Source organism: Citrobacter sp. Cpo030 (genome assembly GCF_030333005.1).
In the GTDB taxonomy this organism is placed as follows: Bacteria; Pseudomonadota; Gammaproteobacteria; order Enterobacterales; family Enterobacteriaceae; genus Citrobacter; species Citrobacter portucalensis.
This window is the reverse complement of the sequence record NZ_JAOWGT010000069.1, coordinates 206,769-226,755: the sequence shown is the minus strand read 5'-3', so window position 1 is coordinate 226,755 and position 19,987 is coordinate 206,769. Positions and strand designations below refer to the sequence as shown.

Annotated in this window: 16 protein-coding genes and 1 other annotated feature; of the genes, 5 read left to right on the top strand and 11 right to left on the bottom strand. The window is 53.5% G+C overall.

The window, feature by feature from the left end:
• Nucleotides 1-125 precede the first annotated feature (125 nt).
• Complete coding sequence (gene ushA / locus OGY37_RS16695) at nucleotides 126-1,778, bottom strand: bifunctional UDP-sugar hydrolase/5'-nucleotidase UshA (RefSeq protein WP_286621271.1); 1,653 nt, start codon at nucleotides 1,776-1,778, stop codon at nucleotides 126-128.
• 174 nt (nucleotides 1,779-1,952) lie between these two features.
• Here ushA and fsr point away from each other — a divergent pair, with 174 nt between their 5' ends.
• Both fsr and ybaL read left to right on the top strand, forming a co-directional pair.
• Complete coding sequence (gene fsr / locus OGY37_RS16690; protein ID WP_003021788.1) at nucleotides 1,953-3,173, top strand: fosmidomycin MFS transporter; 1,221 nt, start codon at nucleotides 1,953-1,955, stop codon at nucleotides 3,171-3,173.
• Between the two features lie 225 nt (nucleotides 3,174-3,398).
• Complete coding sequence (gene ybaL, locus OGY37_RS16685; protein WP_003021783.1) at nucleotides 3,399-5,078, top strand: YbaL family putative K(+) efflux transporter; 1,680 nt, start codon at nucleotides 3,399-3,401, stop codon at nucleotides 5,076-5,078.
• A 45-nt stretch (nucleotides 5,079-5,123) separates the two neighbouring features.
• Here ybaL and gsk read toward each other — a convergent pair whose 3' ends face one another.
• Nucleotides 5,124-6,428, bottom strand: a complete 1,305-nt coding sequence (gene gsk / locus OGY37_RS16680) for an inosine/guanosine kinase (RefSeq protein ID WP_003831054.1) — start codon at nucleotides 6,426-6,428, stop codon at nucleotides 5,124-5,126.
• A gap of 152 nt (nucleotides 6,429-6,580) precedes the next feature.
• Between gsk and aes the strand changes: the two genes are divergently transcribed.
• Nucleotides 6,581-7,540 (top strand): acetyl esterase, encoded by a 960-nt coding sequence (aes, locus tag OGY37_RS16675; RefSeq protein ID WP_286621268.1) that lies wholly within the window; start codon nucleotides 6,581-6,583, stop codon nucleotides 7,538-7,540.
• Here aes and hemH read toward each other — a convergent pair.
• From hemH to OGY37_RS16635, 8 genes are all read right to left on the bottom strand, one after another.
• On the bottom strand, nucleotides 7,537-8,499 hold the full coding sequence (gene hemH / locus OGY37_RS16670; protein ID WP_003831052.1) for a ferrochelatase: 963 nt from the start codon (nucleotides 8,497-8,499) through the stop codon (nucleotides 7,537-7,539). The genes aes and hemH overlap by 4 nt on opposite strands.
• 162 nt (nucleotides 8,500-8,661) lie before the next feature.
• Nucleotides 8,662-9,306, bottom strand: a complete 645-nt coding sequence (gene adk / locus OGY37_RS16665; RefSeq protein WP_003021773.1) for an adenylate kinase — start codon at nucleotides 9,304-9,306, stop codon at nucleotides 8,662-8,664.
• Between the two features lie 231 nt (nucleotides 9,307-9,537).
• On the bottom strand, nucleotides 9,538-11,412 hold the full coding sequence (gene htpG / locus OGY37_RS16660) for a molecular chaperone HtpG (protein ID WP_032942554.1): 1,875 nt from the start codon (nucleotides 11,410-11,412) through the stop codon (nucleotides 9,538-9,540).
• 110 nt (nucleotides 11,413-11,522) lie between these two features.
• Nucleotides 11,523-12,128, bottom strand: coding sequence for a recombination mediator RecR (recR, locus tag OGY37_RS16655; protein WP_003831050.1), 606 nt, complete (start codon nucleotides 12,126-12,128; stop codon nucleotides 11,523-11,525).
• The gene (locus tag OGY37_RS16650; protein ID WP_003021764.1) at nucleotides 12,128-12,457 is read right to left on the bottom strand and encodes a YbaB/EbfC family nucleoid-associated protein; all 330 of its coding nucleotides are present in this window, start codon (nucleotides 12,455-12,457) and stop codon (nucleotides 12,128-12,130) included. The genes recR and OGY37_RS16650 overlap by 1 nt, the downstream gene beginning before the upstream one ends.
• Before the next feature lie 57 nt (nucleotides 12,458-12,514).
• Nucleotides 12,515-14,443, bottom strand: a complete 1,929-nt coding sequence (gene dnaX / locus OGY37_RS16645; RefSeq protein WP_003831049.1) for a DNA polymerase III subunit gamma/tau — start codon at nucleotides 14,441-14,443, stop codon at nucleotides 12,515-12,517.
• Nucleotides 13,118-13,182: a sequence feature (DnaX frameshifting element), on the bottom strand. Its footprint overlaps the gene before it by 65 nt.
• 117 nt (nucleotides 14,444-14,560) lie before the next feature.
• Nucleotides 14,561-15,112, bottom strand: a complete 552-nt coding sequence (gene apt / locus OGY37_RS16640) for an adenine phosphoribosyltransferase (protein WP_003021759.1) — start codon at nucleotides 15,110-15,112, stop codon at nucleotides 14,561-14,563.
• Nucleotides 15,113-15,305: 193 nt separating this feature from the next.
• Nucleotides 15,306-15,683 (bottom strand): DUF454 family protein, encoded by a 378-nt coding sequence (locus OGY37_RS16635; protein ID WP_032934350.1) that lies wholly within the window; start codon nucleotides 15,681-15,683, stop codon nucleotides 15,306-15,308.
• A gap of 69 nt (nucleotides 15,684-15,752) precedes the next feature.
• On the opposite strand from OGY37_RS16635, the gene priC reads away from it, so the two are divergent.
• Together priC and rsmS are read left to right on the top strand one after the other, a co-directional pair.
• The gene (gene priC / locus OGY37_RS16630) at nucleotides 15,753-16,280 is read left to right on the top strand and encodes a primosomal replication protein N'' (protein WP_175310247.1); all 528 of its coding nucleotides are present in this window, start codon (nucleotides 15,753-15,755) and stop codon (nucleotides 16,278-16,280) included.
• A gap of 14 nt (nucleotides 16,281-16,294) precedes the next feature.
• Complete coding sequence (gene rsmS / locus OGY37_RS16625; RefSeq protein WP_003021750.1) at nucleotides 16,295-16,456, top strand: pleiotropic regulatory protein RsmS; 162 nt, start codon at nucleotides 16,295-16,297, stop codon at nucleotides 16,454-16,456.
• Between the two features lie 75 nt (nucleotides 16,457-16,531).
• On the opposite strand, the gene mscK is transcribed toward rsmS, so the two are convergent.
• A complete protein-coding gene (gene mscK / locus OGY37_RS16620) occupies nucleotides 16,532-19,897 on the bottom strand; it encodes a mechanosensitive channel MscK (RefSeq protein WP_126318998.1) in 3,366 nt (1,121 codons plus the stop codon).
• Between the last annotated feature and the right edge of the window lie 90 nt (nucleotides 19,898-19,987).

The window sequence follows — 19,987 nt, the reverse complement described above, 5'->3', positions numbered from 1 at the left end:
CTCAACAGGGCGTTATTGGTGAAGGCAGTTTGGACGCGGCCAGCGCGCAGGAACCGGAGCGTACATGTAGTACGTGAGGATTCCGAGCACTGCCCGCGTTCAAAATGGCGAACAAAATAGCCCTGTTACTGCCAGGTAACTTCACCCTTCGGCTCATACATACTGGCATCCAGCGGTGAGTTCTTCTGCACGTACTCTTTCAACACTTCCGCATCAATAAACCCGGTATTCACATAGCCTGGCTTATTATCAATTCGCGGATAGCCATCGCCGCCGGTCGCGTTGAAGCTTAGCGTTGCCATGCGATAGGTTTTGGCTGAGTCAACGGGTTCGCCTTTGATTTTCAAATCGTTAAGCTTGCCATCTTTCGCCACAAAGCTGACATTAGCAAACTGCGGATAGGCCCCGGAGTCCGGCTTCATTTGTGCTACAGCGGTCAGATAGTCAATCACTTCTTTCCCACTCATGTCTGCATACACCACGATGTTTCCGAACGGCTGTACTTTCAGCACGCTCTTATAAGTGATATCGCCACCTTCGATGGAATCACGGATGCCGCCGCCGCTCATCACGCCAAAATCAGCGCTGGTTCGCGCCATTTGCGCAGCCAGCAGTAAATGTCCCATGTTGGTCTGCACGAAACGGACTTTGCTTCGGTCGCCTTCGAGGCGCGCATTGACGCTACCAATTTTCACGTCGAGCTGCGCTTTACCTTTATTCTGGAACGGCGTCAGCAGCGAAAGCATTTGCTGATTTTCAGCTATTTCCGGGGTGTAGAGTACGCGTTCACTTTTACCGTTGTCCCAGGTCACTTTTTTCTTCAGGTTGACGGGAATGAGCTGGTAGTTAACCATTTTCATTTCGCCGTTACGGAACTCAAAGTCCGCCCGACCCACGTATTTCCCCCACTCATGCGCCTGCACAATCCAGATCCCATTTTGCTTGTCTGGCGCACACGGCGTACCCGGTACGTAGTCAACCTGCTTCTTGTTCTCTGAAACCATACACACCGGATCCTGCGAGTGACCACCGACAATCATCGCCAGCGATCCCGCCGGCAGGCTACGCGCCATTTCGACATCGCCAGGGGCGTTCGAGCCGTGGTTGCCGTTGTCATAATGTCCCATATGGGTGGTTGCGATAATGATGTCTGGCTTTTCACCCATATTCAGTTCCTGAATAACCAGTTTGGCTTCATCAGCAGGTTTACGGAACTCAATATCGGTAAAGAACTCGGGGTTGCCTATTTTCGCCGTATCGTCAGTAGTCAAACCGAGTACGGCAATTTTTAAATCCTGGCGCTTAAAGATAGCCCACGGCTTAAACAAACGCTCGCCGGTGCTTTTCTGATAGATATTGGCCGAGAGAAACGGGAATTTGGACCATTTTTCCTGCTGGCGCAGTACGGTCATGGGATTATCAAACTCGTGGTTTCCGACCGCCATCGCGTCATAGCCAATCAGGTTCATCCCACGAAAATCAGGTTCCGCATCCTGCAGATCGGACTCCGGTACGCCGGTATTAATATCGCCACCGGAAAGCAGCAGTACGCTTCCCCCTTCCTCTGCCACCTCTTTACGAATACCGTCCACCAGCGTTTTTTGTGCCGCCAGTCCGTATTCTCCGTATTCGCTGCGCCAGAAGTGACCGTGATGATCGTTGGTATGTAGAATGGTAATTTTGTAGGTTTTATCTTTTTCGTACGCTTGCGCTGGCTGACCTGCCAGCGTAAATGCGGCGAATAACGCCAGCGCCACGCCCCGTTTTAAAAACTTCATATTTCTCTCCCTGAGCCAAAATCAACGACTGAAATTACAATGATATGAAATAATAGTCGAAAATGTTTTCAGAAATGAGACTTCCTTCAAACACCTTCCGCAGGTATGTTAGTCAGGTAATAATAACAAAATTGATTACCCTCATAATCGCAACCCAAACAGAAGTGACTTTCTATGGCAATAAGTGAACCAACCCAGCCTGTGGCTGGCGCGTCAGCGTCGGTTGCTAAAGCACGCACCTCATTTGGCATTTTAGGAGCGATCAGCCTCTCCCATTTGCTAAACGATATGATTCAGTCGCTGATCCTGGCGATTTATCCGCTATTGCAGTCAGAGTTCTCGCTAACGTTCATGCAGATCGGGATGATCACCCTAACCTTCCAGCTTGCTTCTTCGCTGCTGCAACCGGTGGTGGGTTACTGGACGGACAAATACCCGATGCCGTGGTCGCTGCCCATTGGGATGTGCTTCACGCTGAGCGGACTTGTTTTGCTAGCCATGGCCGGCAGCTTCCATATGGTGCTGCTCGCCGCGGCGCTGGTTGGCACCGGCTCTTCGGTATTTCATCCGGAATCGTCCCGCGTGGCACGCATGGCCTCCGGCGGTCGTCACGGCCTGGCACAGTCAATTTTCCAGGTTGGCGGCAACTTCGGCAGCTCTTTGGGACCCTTGCTGGCAGCTGTCATCATCGCGCCATATGGTAAGGGTAATGTGGCCTGGTTTGTTCTGGCTGCGTTATTAGCGATTGTCGTCCTGGCACAAATCAGCCGTTGGTACGCTGCGCAGCATCGGATGAGTAAAGGAAAACCGAAAGTCGCCATCGTAAATCCGTTACCGCGCAATAAAGTGGTGCTGGCGGTAAGCATCCTGCTGGTACTGATTTTCTCCAAATACTTCTATATGGCGAGCATCAGCAGCTATTACACCTTTTATCTGATGCAAAAATTCGGATTATCGGTACAAAACGCCCAGTTTCACCTGTTTGCTTTCCTGTTTGCCGTCGCGGCCGGGACGGTGATTGGCGGACCATTAGGCGATAAAATTGGCAGAAAATATGTTATTTGGGGCTCTATCCTCGGCGTTGCGCCATTTACCCTCGTTTTACCCTACGCAACGCTGGAATGGACCGGGATTTTAACCGTGATCATTGGTTTTATCCTCGCATCGGCGTTTTCTGCCATTTTGGTCTACGCGCAGGAGCTGCTTCCTGGGCGTATCGGCATGGTTTCTGGGCTATTTTTCGGTTTTGCCTTCGGCATGGGCGGCTTGGGAGCCGCGGTGCTAGGGCTGATAGCCGACCATACCAGCATCGATTTGGTCTACAAAATATGTGCTTTCCTGCCACTTCTGGGGATACTGACCATATTCTTACCTGATAACCGACACAAAGCCTGATTTTCTGACGGCCAAAAGTAAATTTTGGCCGTCATTACTTGCAGTAGCCATCAGCCTTTACCTCTCACATATCACCGTACTTTTCCGATCCGTGCTTTTTTGCGCGTAAAATCCCGTTTTCTTCAAAATTCAATAATTATTCATAAACATAAACATTAAAATTGTCATAAACTATTACTCGTAGTTTGGGTTTTTAGGATCATCACAGCAACCAAAGGAGACGGAATGCATCACGCCACCCCGCTTATCACCACCATTGTCGGCGGCCTTGTGCTCGCTTTTATATTAGGCATGATTGCCAATAAACTGCGTATTTCTCCTCTGGTGGGATATCTGTTAGCGGGCGTTCTGGCCGGTCCATTTACACCCGGTTTTGTTGCTGATACTAAGCTCGCGCCTGAGCTGGCTGAGCTTGGCGTTATTCTGCTGATGTTCGGCGTGGGGCTACACTTTTCGTTGAAGGATTTGATGGCGGTAAAGTCTATCGCCATTCCCGGCGCGATTGCCCAGATAGCGGTGGCAACGCTGCTGGGTATGGCGCTTTCAGCCGTATTAGGCTGGTCGCTGATGGTGGGGATCGTGTTTGGTCTGTGTCTTTCAACCGCCAGTACCGTGGTACTACTGCGCGCGCTTGAAGAACGACAGCTCATTGACAGCCAGCGCGGGCAAATTGCCATTGGCTGGCTGATTGTCGAAGATCTGATGATGGTGCTGACGCTGGTTCTCCTGCCAGCCGTCGCCGGGATGCTGGAAAAAGAAGATGTCGGCTTCGCTTCGCTGGCCGTCGATATGGGCATTACCATCGGTAAGGTGGTGGCGTTTATCGCGATTATGATGCTGGTGGGTCGTCGCCTGGTACCGTGGATTATGGCCCGCAGCGCCGCAACCGGTTCACGCGAACTGTTTACCCTCTCAGTCCTCGCCCTCGCCTTAGGCATTGCCTTTGGCGCAGTAGAGCTGTTCGATGTCTCCTTTGCGCTGGGCGCGTTCTTCGCTGGTATGGTGCTGAATGAATCTGAACTAAGCCACCGTGCGGCGCATGATACTCTGCCGCTGCGCGATGCGTTCGCCGTGCTGTTCTTCGTCTCCGTCGGGATGCTGTTCGATCCGTTAGTTCTGATCCAGCAGCCGTTGGCGGTACTGGGCACGCTGGCGATTATCATCTTTGGTAAATCCCTTGCCGCCTATTTCCTGGTGCGCCTGTTTGGTCACTCCCAACGCACGGCGCTCACTATTGCCACCAGCCTGGCGCAGATTGGTGAATTTGCCTTTATCCTGGCGGGTCTGGGAATGGCGTTAAACCTGCTGCCGCAGGCCGGACAGAATCTGGTACTGGCGGGGGCAATCCTGTCCATCATGCTCAACCCGGTGCTGTTCGCGGTGTTAGAAAAATATCTCGCCAAAACAGAAACGCTGGAAGAGCAGACGCTGGAAGAGGCTATCGAAGAAGAGAAGCAAATTCCGGTGGATATCTGCAATCACGCCCTGCTGGTTGGCTTTGGTCGCGTCGGTAGCCTGCTGGGTGAGAAATTGATGGCTGCCGGGATCCCGCTGGTGGTGATCGAAACCTCACGTACCCGGGTGGATGAACTGCGCGAGCGTGGGATCCGCGCGGTACTGGGAAATGCCGCCAACGAAGAGATTATGAATCTGGCGCATCTGGATTGCGCGCGCTGGCTGCTGCTGACCATTCCCAATGGTTATGAAGCGGGTGAAATTGTCGCTTCCGCGCGTGAGAAATGCCCGTCGATTGAGATTATCGCCCGCGCGCATTATGACGATGAGGTGGAATATATTACCGAACGCGGCGCCAACCAGGTCGTCATGGGTGAGCGCGAAATCGCCCGTACCATGCTGGAGCTGATTGAAACGCCGCCTGCAGGTGAAGTTGCTACGGCCAGTTAATGTCCGTGCCGGATAGCGCTATCGCTTATCCGGCCTATGCAAGATTTAACGGTCCCAATACGACTCTTCGAGACTGTCTTCACGTTCCGGCAAACCGCGCGTCAGGCGCGGTGAATGCTGGTTCAGCACCTGATAACTCACGCGATTAGCATACTTACACACCTGGGCTAACGACGAATAGGTCAGCCAGGTGAACTTGTGCTTGCTGGAGTTAGGCACGTTACTGCGGTGATAGCTGTTGGCGGTAATATCATGCAGCAATGCCGCCAGCGCGCCATCACCTGCGCCGTTGGTGTTCATTATCTTTTCAGGTCCGCCCATATACGGTGCGATGTGCGAATACACGCGCAGCGGATTGGTACAGTCTTTATGGCGCATGGCGCGGCTGAATTCGTACTGGTTAAATTCGGCAATAGCACCGGGCAGCAGCGGATGCTGGGTTTTACGTTTGACTTCTTCTTCCGTAAAGCCCGCCATATACAGACCCGCCGGACCCGCCGTGCACAGCACCAGATCCACCCAATCCAGCGCCTTGTCAGATGCCAGCAGCGGATCGTTCTCGCCAGTCAGCGCTTCAGCCTCTTCTTCATTCATCGCCAGAATAGAGACATGCTCTTTCAGGAATGCCTGCCACCACTGCGGGTTATCGGCAATGACGAATTTGGTGCCCAGGGTCAGAACCACCGGCACATTGTGTTTTTTGGCATATTCAATCGCCTTCATGGTCGCTTCCGGCATCGGCTCGCCCGGCTCGCAGCGCACCAGATAGGACGTCAGCACCAGTGCGGACGCGCCAGCAATCACCGATTCAGGGATGCTCTCCGCCCGTAGTTTATTCATATGCCCAGGGCTGATTGCGAAGGTACGCTCACCTGACTCGCCAATCAGCGTAAAGCAGCGGCCAATCGGTCCGTTAACGCCTTGCAGGTAGTTCAGGTCGGTACGGCTGGAGGTATTGCATAAATAGCGGTACGCATAGCTGCCAATCTCGATATTGCTGCACATCACGCCCAGCAGCACCGAGCGGTCATCCGCCAGTACGGAGTAGTTGTGCATCGTGTTACCGATAGTACCGCCCGCAAACTGATGGGTGATCAAATTTTCACGCACCAGTTCCTGGTAGAGCGCTTCAGCAACATCATCGGCAATCACCAGAGAGTGCCCGGCGCTTAATCCATAACGTTTTACAAAATCATCATCCACTTTGGCTTCAATATCCACCAGCGTCTGGTCGATGCCCACCACCCAGGCTGCGCTGGTTTCATTTTCTGGCTGAATTTGTTGCAGCAACGGATCGCGCGCGCTGACGGGAAAATAGTGTTTGGATTTGCGTTTACCGGGAAATTTCATGGTCGATTTTACGGGTGGTTAACTGAGCGATGCATGGTAGCACATTCCCTGCCACGCATGCGATGCGGCGCTAAGTTTCAATATCAGACGGTGAGATCGCAGTTTAAACGGGATTAATTTCTACAATAACTCACCTTCACAAGGAGCGTTTTATGAAGCCGGAAAACAAGATCCCCGTACTCGACAGAATTTCGGATGAAATGAAAAGCGTGGTGAATTTTCATCGCGACGATCTGCCGCCGTGGCCCGCTACAGATGACTTCGTGGCCCAGCGCCAGCACTACATTCATGAACGGCAGCTGTGGAATGCCGATGCCCCAGAGATGAATACCCGCGAATGCGTTATTTCTACCGCATGCGGCCCCGTGGCCACACGTATTTACTCACCGCAGCCCCATAGCCTGGCAACGTTGTATTATCTGCACGGCGGCGGTTTTATTCTCGGTAATCTGGATACCCACGACCGTATTATGCGCTTGCTGGCGCGCTATACGCAGTGCACGGTAATTGGTATCGACTATTCGCTTGCGCCAGAAGCCCGTTTCCCGCAAGCCATCGAAGAGATTGCCGCCGTCTGCCAGTATTTTCATCAGCACTCTGGCGACTATTCTCTTAATGTGAATCATATCGGTTTTGCGGGCGATTCCGCCGGAGCCATGCTGGCGCTTGCCAGCGCGCTGTGGCTACGGGATAAACGCATTGTCTGCGGCAAGGTGGCTGGGGTGCTGTTGTGGTATGGGCTTTACGGCCTGCAGGATTCACTGAGCCGACGGCTGATGGGCGGAGCGTGGGATGGGTTAACCCGCGAGGACTTGCAGATGTACGAAAACGCGTACCTGCGTAGCGCTGACGATCGCGAGTCACCGTATTATTGCCTGTTTAATAACGATCTGACGCGTGACGTGCCGCCGTGTTTTATCGCCGGCGCTGAGTTTGATCCGCTGATTGACGATAGCCGCTTACTATTCCAGACGTTGCAGGCGCATCAGCAGCCCTGTCAGTACAAAATGTACCCCGGTACGCTGCACGCCTTCCTGCACTATTCGCGAATGATGAAAACCGCCGACGATGCGTTGCGGGAAGGCGCTCGTTACTTCAGAGCCCAGCTTTAACGGTAAGCGTCGGTCAGTTTAACCATCATTTCGATATGTTCCGGTGCGGCATTAAGCGCCGGAATATACTCATATTGCTTACCGCCCGCCTCAAGGAAAATCTCCCGGTTTTGTACCGCTATCTCTTCCAGCGTTTCGAGGCAATCTGCCGAGAAGCCCGGACACATAACCTGGATATGTTGTGTCCCTTTCTCCGCCAGCATTTTTAACGTTTCGTCGGTATATGGCGTCAGCCATGGTTCGCGACCAAAGCGAGACTGGAAGGTCATCATTACTTTTTCTGGCGGCAGGCCAAGCGCTGAAACCAACTCTCGGGTGGTATCACGACAGCGCTGCGGGTAGTCATCTCCTTCATCGGCGTACCGCTGCGGAATGCCGTGGTAGGAGAGCAGCAGCAAATCAGGTTCACCGTGTTGAGCAAATGAATCCCGGGCACTCTTCGCCAGCGCATCGATGTAGCTGCTGTCATCGGCGTAATCACGAATAAATGAAACGCCAGGAATACCGCGTTTACGCGCTAAGATACGCGCCAGTTCGTCCCAGACGGCCGCCACCGTCGAACAGGAATATTGCGGGTACAGCGGTAACACCACCATGTGTTCAACCCCGCTTGCCAACAGTTCATCGACCGCGCTTTCAAGCGACGGCGAACCGTAGCTCATTCCCAGCGCGACAGGGGTATTTGGTAGGCGTTCTGCCAGGGCCCGCTGTTGTGCCTTGCTATAAACCATCAGCGGGGAACCGTCTTCCATCCAGATTGACTGGTACAGCTTGGCTACGCGTGGCGCACGCAACGGTAAAATCACCCCACGCAGCAGCGGCCACCACAGTGCAGGTGACGTATCAACTACGCGTGGATCGCTTAAAAACTGGCGCAGGTAGCGCTTAACGGCTTCGGGGGTTGGGGCATCGGGAGTGCCGAGGTTTGCCAGCAGGATACCGGTTTTCGTCTGACGCATTACCGCCTCTTATCGATTCAAATTGTTGATAATTGTAGCGGAAAAGCGATAAAGAAGAACTAATTGCTGTGAGAGGTAAGACGAGAATTTGCGTGATGGCGCTACGCTTATCAGGCCTACGCGATAATGGCAGGCCTGATAAGAGGTTTATTACGCGAAAAATTAGCCGAGGATTTTTTCCAGCGCTGCGCGCACGTCAGCAACGGCCTGAGTACCGTCAACTTTCGCGTATTTGGTGTTACCCGCCTGCGCTTCTTTAGAGTAGTAGCCGATCAGCGGAGCGGTCATCTGATGGTATTCCACCAGGCGCTTACGTACGGTCTCTTCCTGATCGTCTTTACGGGTGGTCAGCTCTTCGCCGGTCACGTCGTCTTTACCTTCAACCTTAGGCGGGTTGAATTTGATGTGGTAAACGCGGCCAGAAGCAGCGTGTACGCGACGACCTACAATACGGTCAACGATCAGTTCGTCAGGAACATCGAACTCCAGAACGTAGTCCACGTTGATGCCCGCTTCTTTCATGGCGTCTGCCTGCGGAATAGTACGCGGGAAGCCATCCAGCAGGAAACCATTACGGCAGTCTTCCTGAGCAATACGCTCTTTTACCAGCGCGATCACCAGCTCATCAGTCACCAGCTTACCGGCGTCCATGATGTCTTTCGCTTGTTTGCCCAGCTCGGAGCCAGATTTCACGGCGGCACGCAGCATATCACCGGTGGAGATTTGCGGAATACCATACTTCTCCATGATGAACTGAGCCTGAGTTCCTTTACCCGCGCCCGGAGCGCCAAGCAGAATGATACGCATTACGAAAATCCCCTTAAAGGTTGTCGATATTTTTTAAAAAGCGCTAAACGATACCACCATCACGCAATTGGCTCAAGAAAGACGCCCGACGCTGAAACGGTTAACGGTGGGAAAATTAAAAATAAGGCGAGAAAATGCCGGATGGCGGTGGAAACACCGTATCCGGCATACTATTACGAGATGCTGTAGGCCGGATAAGCGTTAGCGCCATCCGGCATTACATTACGGGTATCAGGACACCAGCAACTGGTTCATACGACGGATAAACTGGTTAGGGTCTTCCAGCGTGCCGCGCTCAGCAAACAGCGCCTGATCCAGCAGCAGTTCGACCCACTCTTTAAACTGCGCTTCATCCTGGGTATCCGCCGTGCGTTTTACCAGCACGTGGTCCGGGTTGAGTTCAAAGATATATTTCACTTCCGGTACGGCCTGGCCCGCAGCGGCAAACAGTTTCGCCATCTGGGTGCTCATTTCATCCGCATCGGTGGTGACGATGGCTGGCGTGTCGGTCAGACGGTGAGTCAGACGCACTTCTTTCACGCGGTCGCCCAGCAGGGTTTTCACGCGCTCAACGAACGGCGTCAGCGCTTTTTCCGCTTCTTTTGCCGATTCATCAACTTCATCCGCCAGCTTGTCGATGGACTCGTCAGCTTTAGCAACAGACTGGAATGCCTTACCGTCGAACTCGGTCAGGTAGTTCATCATCCACTCATCGATGCGGTCAGAAAGCAGCAGGACTTCAATGCCTTTCTTACGCAGCAGTTCCAGGTGCGGGCTGCTCTTCGCTGCCGCATAGCTGTCTGCGGTGATGTAGTAGATTTTCTCCTGCCCTTCTTTCATACGCGACACGTAGTCTTCCAGCGACACGGTCTGTGCGGAGGAGTCAGTGTGCGTAGACGCGAAGCGCATCAGCTTAGCGATCGTTTCCTGGTTGGCGTGATCTTCCGCCGGGCCTTCTTTCAGTACCAGGCCGAACTGTTTCCAGAAGGTCTGGTATTTTTCCGCGTCGTCTTTCGCCAGTTTTTCCAGCATCTGCAGTACGCGTTTGGTCAGCGCGCTGCGCAGGTTACGGGTGACTGTGCTGTCCTGCAGGATCTCACGGGAAACGTTCAGCGGCAGATCGTTGGAATCTATCAGACCGCGCACAAAGCGCAGGTAGTTCGGCATGAACTGCTCGGCGTCGTCCATAATAAACACACGCTGGACGTACAGTTTCAGACCATGCTTGTGATCGCGGTTCCACATATCCCACGGAGCCTGGGACGGGATGTACAGCAGGCTGGTGTACTCCTGCTTACCTTCCACACGGTTGTGGCTCCAGGTCAGCGGGTCAGTGAAGTCGTGGGCGATGTGCTTGTAGAATTCGTTGTACTCGTCGTCTTTGATTTCCGACTTGTTACGGGTCCACAGCGCCTGCGCCTTGTTGATCTTTTCCCAGGAAACCACGGTCTCGCCGTCTTTCTCTTCGGATTTTTCGATCTCTACCGGCAACGCGATATGGTCGGAATATTTGCTGATGATGGAACGTACGCGCCAGTCATCAAGGAACTCATCTTCGCCTTCACGCAGATGCAGGGTGATTTCGGTGCCGCGATCGTCTTTGGTGATGTCGGCAACGGTGTACTCACCTTCGCCCGCAGATTCCCAGAACACGCCGTTTTCCGGCTTATCGCCCGCAGCACGGGTACGCACGGTGACTTTGTCCGCCACGATGAACGCAGAGTAGAAGCCCACCCCGAACTGGCCGATCAACTGGCTGTCTTTCGCCTGATCGGAACCCATGGATTCGAGGAAAGATTTAGTACCGGATTTCGCAATGGTCCCCAGATGATCGATAACGTCATCACGGTTCATCCCCACGCCGTTATCGGCAATGGTCAACGTACGCTTATCTTTATCGAAGGAAACACGTACACGCAGTTCACCGTCGCCTTCATACAGGTCCGGGTTAGACAGGGCGCGGAAACGCAGCTTGTCTGCCGCATCCGAGGCGTTAGAGATAAGCTCACGCAGGAAGATTTCTTTATTGGAATACAGAGAATGGATCATCAGGTGCAGAAGCTGTTTTACTTCTGACTGAAAACCACGAGTTTCTTGTCCTTTCATGTAGATCTACCTCAACAATGCCATTTTCAATGGTAAAAACACGTTGAGGGTGAAATGGGGACAAGCGGGAAGGATTTCAAGCGGAAGCCGCCGTCGCGGCCTCCGTTTGTTCAGAATTTAATCTTGTGTCGTCCTGCCAGAGAGTGCGACAGCGTAGTGCCATCGACCATTTCCAGCTCGCCGCCTACCGGAACGCCATGGGCGATACGGCTGGCTTCAACGCCATATTGCATGCAAAGCTCAGCAATATAGTTGGCGGTCGCCTCTCCTTCGACCGTGGGATTGGTCGCCAGGATCAGTTCGTTGATTTGCTCAGACTCCAGTCGCTGTTCGAGACGATCCAGCCCGATATCATCAGGGCCAATACCGTCCAGCGGCGACAGGTGTCCCATCAGCACGAAGTAACGTCCGGAAAACTGCCCGGTTTGCTCAATGGCGTAGATGTCCGCCGGACTCTCCACCACACAAATCTGACCGTTTTCCTGGCGACGCGGGTTCGAGCAAATGTTGCAGACGTCTTGCTCTGTGAAGGTGCGGCAATCGGCACAGTGGCCGATTTCCGACATCGCCTTCGTTAACGCCTGTGCCAGACGCATCCCGCCGCTGCGATCGCGCTGAAGTAGCGTGAACGCCATGCGCTGCGCCGACTTCGGGCCAACGCCGGGCAGACAGCGCAGTGCTTCCATAAGCTGAGTTAACAGCGGGCTGGTTTGCATCAGAACGGCATCTTAAAGCCAGGCGGCAGCTGCATTCCGGAGGAAACAGAGGCCATCTTCTCTTTCTGCGTCTCTTCAATGCGACGCGCCGCGTCGTTGAATGCCGCAGCAACCAGATCTTCCAGCATCTCTTTGTCGTCTTCCAGCAGGCTTGGATCGATCTCCACGCGACGGCAGTTGTGCGCGCCGTTAATGGTCACTTTTACCAGACCCGCGCCAGATTCGCCGGTCACTTCCAGCTTGGCGACTTCTTCCTGCATCTGCTGCATTTTTTCTTGCATCTGCTGGGCCTGTTTCATCAGGTTACCCAGACCGCCTTTACCAAACATAGGCTTCTCTCTCAATCACGTTAAGGGATGACGACCGTCAAACCATTAGGCTGACGATCAAATGGGGCGAATACTCTCTTCGTCCAGCTCCGCATCGAAAAAACGACGCAGCGTCTGGATGTTATTATCCGCAATAATCGACTCACGCGCCTGCGCGAGCTTCTCTTCATAAATGGCCTGACGCCACTCCAGCGGCGTACGCACCGCTGGATTATCATCTTCAACGATGGTCAATTCAACCGTTGACCCAGTTAAGGAACTCAGAGCTTCGGCCAGTTTTTGCTGCGCACCGCTGGAATTTAGGTGTCGCTGCGTGGAACGCAGATGCAGGCAAACTACGTTGCCATTCTCTTCTTTCCAGGCATTAAGCGCCACCTGCTCCACCAGTTTAGGCAGCGAGAGCTGACTCACCTGGGCGGCCCACGGGTCGCGTTCAATGGCTTCAGCCGCAAGCTTTGCCGCCAGTTCCGGCGTTTTTTCATGCTCAAGCGCTTTTTTCAGCGCTTTCGGCGTGGCAACGACTTCTTTAACTTCTGCAACAGGATTGGTCGCTTTCCAGCGATACGCTTCTTTCTTCGCCGGTGCTTTTTCCAGCGCAGAGACCGCCGGACGCGCCTGAACACGTTCCGACACCGAAGCCAGTCTTTCCAGCGCAGCATTATTCACCGGCCGCGCGCGGGAAGCGGCTGCCGGTTCACTCTTTTTTGCTTTGGTTGCTCCCTGAGCGCGTTGCAACTGGCTACGCGCCGCCAACACCTGACTGGTGGCATCGGAGAGCGGCACATTCTGTTGCTGTTGTGCAGGCGCAGGCTGCTGCTGCACCTGCGTCGGGGTCATCACCGCAGTGGGTGCGACCGGGGCAAACGACTGTCGTGGAACTTCAGGTTCCGGGAGCGGCATGCGCGGATGAAAAGCCAGCGCACGCAGCAGCGTCATTTCGACGCCCATTCGCCTGTCCGGCGCATATGGCAGTTCCTTGCGCCCGATTAACAAAGTTTGGTAGTAAAGCTGCACATCGGTTGGCGGAACAATTCGCGCCAGTTCACGCATACGCTGTTCAATGGCGGCCATATCGCTGCCGAGCGCGGCAGGCGAAAGCTGAACCATGGCAATACGATGCAGCAAAGCCGACATCTCAACCAGCAGCGCTTCCCATTCGATACCGCGCGCGGCGGCGTCGTTTACCAGCGCCATCACGCGTTCGCCGTCCGCAGCAACAACCGCTTCAACGAGCGAGAGCGCCTGGTCGTCGTCCAGCGTGCCGAGCATAGTGCTGACCGCCTCGGTCGAGACCTGGCCATCGCCGCTGGCGATCGCCTGATCGGTCAGGCTCAGCGCATCACGCAGGCTGCCGTCCGCGGCGCGAGCCAGCAGTTGCAGTGCACGTGGTTCATGGGCGATATGCTCTTCTTTGAGGATATGCTCAAGCTGATGGCGAATCTGTTCGACATCCAACGCTTTAAGATGGAATTGCAGACAGCGCGACAGGATAGTCACCGGCAGCTTCTGCGGATCGGTAGTCGCCAGCAGGAACTTAACGTGCGCGGGCGGCTCTTCGAGCGTTTTCAGCAAGGCATTAAAACTGTGGCGAGACAGCATGTGCACTTCGTCGATCAAGTAGACCTTAAAGCGACCGCGCGCAGGCGCATACTGGACGTTATCCAGCAGGTCACGGGTGTCTTCGACTTTGGTGCGTGAGGCGGCGTCGATTTCAATCAGATCGACAAAACGCCCCTGCTCGATTTCCCGGCAATTATCGCACACGCCACACGGCGTGGCGGTGATGCCGGTTTCACAGTTTAATCCCTTCGCCAGCAAACGGGCGATAGAGGTTTTCCCGACGCCACGGGTGCCGGAAAACAAATAAGCATGATGAATACGCCCTAACGACAAGCCGTTCGCCAGTGCCGTCAGCACATGTTCCTGGCCGACGACGTCAGCAAAGGTTTGTGGGCGCCATTTTCGGGCTAAGACCTGATAACTCATTGGCAGGCTCTGAAAGGCTGGAGGGTGGATTCACAGGGGGATAATGCTAACACAACCTCGCAGCGACGGCGAGGTTGTGTGTCTCGGTATTCGTCTACCGAGATAAGATAGCCCGACTTAGTGGCCCGGGAATGGAACCAGGCTATAACAGGTCAGCCCCTGTTTTTCCAGACGCTGTTCGCCGCCCAGATCAAACAGGTTAATGATAAAAGCAGCATCGGTAACTTCACCACCCAGACGGCGGATCAGCTTCACAGTCGCTTCAATCGTGCCGCCAGTTGCCAGCAGGTCGTCCACAACCAGCACTTTATCGCCAGGTTTGATGGCATCAACGTGGATTTCCAGCTGATCGGTGCCGTATTCCAGCTCATAGGTCTCAGCAATAACTTCACGCGGAAGCTTACGGGGTTTGCGTACCGGAACAAAGCCGACGCCCAGACCCAACGCTACCGGCGCGCCAAACAGGAAGCCACGCGCTTCGGTGCCAACCACTTTAGTGATACCCGCATTTTTGTAGCGTTCAACCAGCAATTCAATGCTGAGGGCGTAGGCTTTCGGGTCTTCCAGTAAACTGGTGACATCACGAAAGAGAATGCCCGGTTTTGGGTAGTCGTGGATGCTTTTGATGCTATTTTTGAGAAACTCAAGCTGCTGTGCTGTCGCGGTCATAAGTTTGTGCCTGATTAATACAGTATTACTTCACGGCGCACTAAACACTTCATCCTCGACGTATCTTGAATGATTTTGTGTCTATATAAGAGCCAAGGTTACACTTGCTTAACCTTTGACCACCTGCGCCTGTGCTCGAAAACGGTCGAATTTACTGGCTGTGAGAGACAATTGCAACAGCGATTATTGCGCTTTACTGCTTTTGTTGTTTTTCATCAATCACCGGGATCCGCCACATAAAAATCAGTAAACAGGCAAGAATAACCAGCAGCAGGCCGCGCACCCACATCATATTGACCAGCCACAGTGAAATACCAAACGTCACCAGGATCAACAAAACAGCGCGCGGTTTTGCTCCCGGCGGCATCGCACGGTGTTTTTGCCAGTGGCGCAAATACCCGCCGAACCACGAACGGTAAAGCAACCAGTCGTGAAAACGCGGCGATGAGCGGGCAAAACACCAGGCTGCCAGCAGTATAAACGGCGTCGTCGGCAACAGAGGCAATACAACGCCCAGCGTACCTAGCACTACCGCTATCCAGCCAATGATGATTAGAATAATGCGTTGCATAATATGAGTACTTAACACAGAGAATCGCTACTTTAGCATAACGGTTCTCATTTTCATCGGAGTGTTGTTGTGAAAACCGCCATGCTGTTACAGACGCTCGAAAACCAGCTTAACCGCCTGCGACAGCGTTGTGCTCCGCTGGCGCATCACACAACGCTTAGCGCCCGCTTTGACAGGCATCTGTTTCACACGCGCAGCACGTTGCTGCAGGCTTGTCTGGATGAGGCTGACGATAATCTTACTGCCCTGCGTCGTGCCGTTGAGCAGCAGCAACTCCCGCAAATCACCTGGCTTGCGGAACACCTTGCCTCACAGTTAGAGGCGATTTCACGTGAAACCGCCAGTTGGTCCCTTCGAGAGTGGGACAGCGCTTCTCCAGGTCTGGCGCGCTGGCAGCGCAAGCGGGTCCAACATCAGGAATTTGAACGCCGTCTGGTTGAAATGACGCGTGAACGCAAAGAGCGTCTGGCTCAGGCTACCGGCTTTGAAGAACAGCAAAAACTGCATCGTGAAGTAGAAGCATTCGAGGCGCGACTGGCGCGCTGTCGCCATGCTCTGGCAAGAATAGAAAACGTGCTGGCGCGTTTAACCCGTTAATCCCCGGAGAATTTATGTCATTAGAGAACGCCCCGGACGAGGTCAAACTGGCCGTCGATTTGATTGTTTTACTTGAGGAAAATCAGGTTGCGCCTGAAACCGTACTGAAGGCGCTGGAGATTGTTAAACGGGATTACGAAAAGAAACAGCTCTCTTCTTCAAAAAACGCGCTATAGCTGAAATGCCTGAAAGCGTTGCACTTATCAGGCCTACGAATGAATCGAAGCTCGCAGGCCTGATGAGTTTTTCTATTAACCTACCGAAGGCGTCGGATCATCACCTTTAATGATGTCACGCTTAACCTCGGTCACGGTATCACCTTTCGCGTTATGCAGGTGCACTTCGAGCTGGTTAAAGGCGATATCAATGTCGTTTTCACGGCACAAACGATCGACCGCACGGTTCAGTTCATCAACCGTGTGGCTACGATCGCGCAGTTCACGCACGTATAAACGCAGTTCATGATCCAACGTGCTGGCGCCGAAGGCGGTAAAGAACACTGCAGGCTCTGGATCGTGCATCACTTTCGGGTGTTCCATCGCCGCCTGCAGCAGCACTTTCTTCACTTTATCCAGATCCGAACCGTAGGCCACGCCGATGCGGATCACCAGACGCGTGGTGGTATCGGAAAGCGACCAGTTGATCAAACGCTCCGTCACAAATGCTTTGTTCGGGATGATCACCTCTTTGCGATCGAAGTCGGTAATAGTGGTGGCACGGATACGGATCTTGCTGACCGTTCCTGAGAACGTACCGATAGTCACGGTATCGCCGATGCGGACCGGGCGTTCAAACAGAATAATCAGACCCGAAACAAAGTTACCGAAGATTTCCTGCAAGCCAAAACCAAGACCAACCGACAGGGCTGCTGCCAGCCACTGTAGCTTATCCCATGAAACACCGAGCGATCCGAAGACCGTCATCGCACCGATGGCGATGATCGCGTAGTTAAGGATCGTGGTGATCGCATACGAAGCACCCTGACGCATCTTCAGTCGCGACAGCACCAGCACTTCCAGCAGGCCGGGTAAGTTACGGATCAGCGCCCACGCGACCATTGAGGCAATAATCGCAAACAGCAGACTGCCCATGGTGACGTCTTTCACCACCGCAGCTCCCGCTTCGGTGCCGTTGTAATGCCAGAGCGTAATGCTATCGAGATAACTGAACACGGTGATTAGATCGGACCAAATTGCCCAGAACAGAATACCAAACAGGGCAACCATCACCAGCATTGTTATACGCAGCGTTTGCTGGTTAACCTGCTCAAGCGCAATGGTCGGTTCTTCCTGCGGCTCGGCTCCTTCCGCCCCTTCTTTCACCAGGTTCTGACGACGCGCTAAGGCACGGCGCCAGGCGATACGACGTGCCGCCACACTCAATCCACGCAGTACCGTCTGATACAGCAGGTTCCAAAGGATAACCAGATAGACCGTTTCAATCCAACGGCCGGCCAGGCGCAACGTGGTGTAGAAATACCCTGTCGCCGTCAGCACCATTAACGCGATCGGGATAATTGAGAGGACGGTAATAGTGACCAGACGCAGGCCATGTGACTCTTTGTCACGCCAGCTTTCGCGGCACATTGGCCATACCAGGAAGGCGATCAGCAGCAGGTTGAGGAAAATAACTACCTGACCCAGCACATCGTCCATCAAATTAAGCGGCGACAGTTCAGCAATGACCGACCAGAAGTTAAGCGGCAACAGCGCCAGGCTAATACGCACGATCTGGCGGCGCCAGTGGCTGGTCTGCTGCGCTGGCATGCCAAAATGACGTATCGCCACGCCATCTTTTTCCAGCACCTTCCAGCACAGACCAAACACCAGCCAGAAGACTGTCATCTTCTTACTGAACGCCCACAGCAGGTCGCTGATATTCAACTGCATGGTAAGCAGAATCAGGCCCACGGCGAGGATAATCAGGCACGCCGGCAACGCTCTGATCAGATCGATCAGTATCGCTTTTGGCGTATTGAGCTGACTGTCATTACGCAGATTCCCTACTGCGGCGGCTAATTTCGCCTGATACTCTTTCAGCCATTTCAAACGCCAGCGGATTAACCCGGCAATAAGCAGCAGCGGCAGGCCCGCCAGGAACGCAATAAAGACCGCTGGCCAGGCTTTTTCCCAGTTCACTGTGATTTTCATCGACTTAAACTGGTCTTTGAGCGTTTGCGGGAAGGCTTTGATCCAGTCCCAGTCCATCGGACGGTTACTATTAACCCAGAAGATTTGCTGCGTGAGGATCCCTTTCAGGTTCTTCGACACGCTCATTAGCTGCTGTTGATTGATTTGCAGGTTAATCGCCATCATCAACTGGTTGCCCAGCTGCTTGTTCAGCTGATCCAACAGTTCACGGCGCATATCCACAACCTGCAGCAGGGCATCATGGACTTCACCATTCACTTCGTTGCTGTGCCCTTCTTCCAGTTTGGCGACAAACGCATCGTTCTGGAATAGCGCATCGCGCTGCTGGTTAATCTCAAACTGTTCCAGACGCAAATCAGCGATCCGGTTAGTCATATCGGCAAGTTCATCCGCCGACGGCAGTGTTTGTTGTTGCTGATACAGAATACGCGACAGCAGCAGACTGCCTTTCAGGACGGCGATCTGTTCTTTAATATTGCGTTCGGATTGCAGCGCGCGGTCAAGCCAGTTTTTGACTTTGATATTCTGCTGCATCAGGTTGTTGCCGTTTTCGGTCGCGGCAATCAGGCGTTGACTTAGCTGATGGTTAACATCCAGTTCCTGCTTCACTAACGGATTTGACTGAATACGCTCGGCTTCATCCGGCGTTACCGCTTCCTGAGCCGTCTTTTCGGTTAACGTCAGTCGTTTGCTGTTCACCGCTTCTTGCAGAAGCTGGAGCTGATGTTCAAGCCTGTTACTGTTAGCTGTTACGTAGTCACGTTGTTTTTGCAAGGTATCCTGCAAAACAGTATTGCCTTCCAGGCTCTTACGCTGTTGGTCGATCTGCGCATTCAGCAGCGCCTGCTGCGCCTGCAGCAACACCTGCTGGCTGGGGCGTAACGCCGCCTCTCCCACATTGGTGCCATCGAGTCGATTGCGGATTTGCTGCATTTGCTGCGACGCGGTGTACATCGCATTCTGCACACGCTCTGGCTGCGTCTGGAGCGACACCAGTTGGCTGTTGTAAGCGGCAAGATCGTTTTGCGCACTTTGCAGGTCATCCAAAACCTGTGCCACGCGCGACTCAAGCTGTCGCAAGGAGAGTGTACTCAGCGTTTTTCGCGTTTCATCGTCGTTATCGACATCGCTGAGCGAATTTAACGCATCCGTCGCCTGACGCATTTTCTCCGGTGCCTGGGCAACTTTCTGGCGAAGCTGTACGGTCTCATCTTTCACGCGATCGATTTTATCCAACGTGGCGATGGTATCGATGAGATCCTGTTGGACCAGCTTATCCTGCGCGGAGAGATCTTTTTGTTTACTCAGTGCGTCCAGTTGGCTCTGAATATCCGCTTTCGTCGGCAGTTCACCACTCTGTTGCGCCCGCGCAAAAGCAGACGACTGGCAAGATAGCAAGAGAATGAAGAAAAGAATGGTAATAGCAATAAGATGCTGTGAACGTTTATAGAGCTGCAACATAGTCATGAGAATGAACGTTTCTGAACCGGAAAAGTGACCGAAAATAGTCAAGCGGCAAGAATATCACGGCTGTGACCGGCAGAATAGCAGCAGGCA

Excerpts from the sequence above, each read along its gene's own strand:
- ushA (WP_286621271.1), bottom strand. The coding sequence starts at position 1,778 with ATGAAGTTTTTAAAACGGGGCGTGGCGCTGGCGTTATTCGCCGCATTT.
- fsr (WP_003021788.1), top strand. The coding sequence starts at position 1,953 with ATGGCAATAAGTGAACCAACCCAGCCTGTGGCTGGCGCGTCAGCGTCG.
- ybaL (WP_003021783.1), top strand. The coding sequence starts at position 3,399 with ATGCATCACGCCACCCCGCTTATCACCACCATTGTCGGCGGCCTTGTG.
- gsk (WP_003831054.1), bottom strand. The coding sequence starts at position 6,428 with ATGAAATTTCCCGGTAAACGCAAATCCAAACACTATTTTCCCGTCAGC.
- aes (WP_286621268.1), top strand. The coding sequence starts at position 6,581 with ATGAAGCCGGAAAACAAGATCCCCGTACTCGACAGAATTTCGGATGAA.
- hemH (WP_003831052.1), bottom strand. The coding sequence starts at position 8,499 with ATGCGTCAGACGAAAACCGGTATCCTGCTGGCAAACCTCGGCACTCCC.
- adk (WP_003021773.1), bottom strand. The coding sequence starts at position 9,306 with ATGCGTATCATTCTGCTTGGCGCTCCGGGCGCGGGTAAAGGAACTCAG.
- htpG (WP_032942554.1), bottom strand. The coding sequence starts at position 11,412 with ATGAAAGGACAAGAAACTCGTGGTTTTCAGTCAGAAGTAAAACAGCTT.
- recR (WP_003831050.1), bottom strand. The coding sequence starts at position 12,128 with ATGCAAACCAGCCCGCTGTTAACTCAGCTTATGGAAGCACTGCGCTGT.
- OGY37_RS16650 (WP_003021764.1), bottom strand. The coding sequence starts at position 12,457 with ATGTTTGGTAAAGGCGGTCTGGGTAACCTGATGAAACAGGCCCAGCAG.
- dnaX (WP_003831049.1), bottom strand. The coding sequence starts at position 14,443 with ATGAGTTATCAGGTCTTAGCCCGAAAATGGCGCCCACAAACCTTTGCT.
- apt (WP_003021759.1), bottom strand. The coding sequence starts at position 15,112 with ATGACCGCGACAGCACAGCAGCTTGAGTTTCTCAAAAATAGCATCAAA.
- OGY37_RS16635 (WP_032934350.1), bottom strand. The coding sequence starts at position 15,683 with ATGCAACGCATTATTCTAATCATCATTGGCTGGATAGCGGTAGTGCTA.
- rsmS (WP_003021750.1), top strand. The coding sequence starts at position 16,295 with ATGTCATTAGAGAACGCCCCGGACGAGGTCAAACTGGCCGTCGATTTG.
- mscK (WP_126318998.1), bottom strand. The coding sequence starts at position 19,897 with ATGACTATGTTGCAGCTCTATAAACGTTCACAGCATCTTATTGCTATT.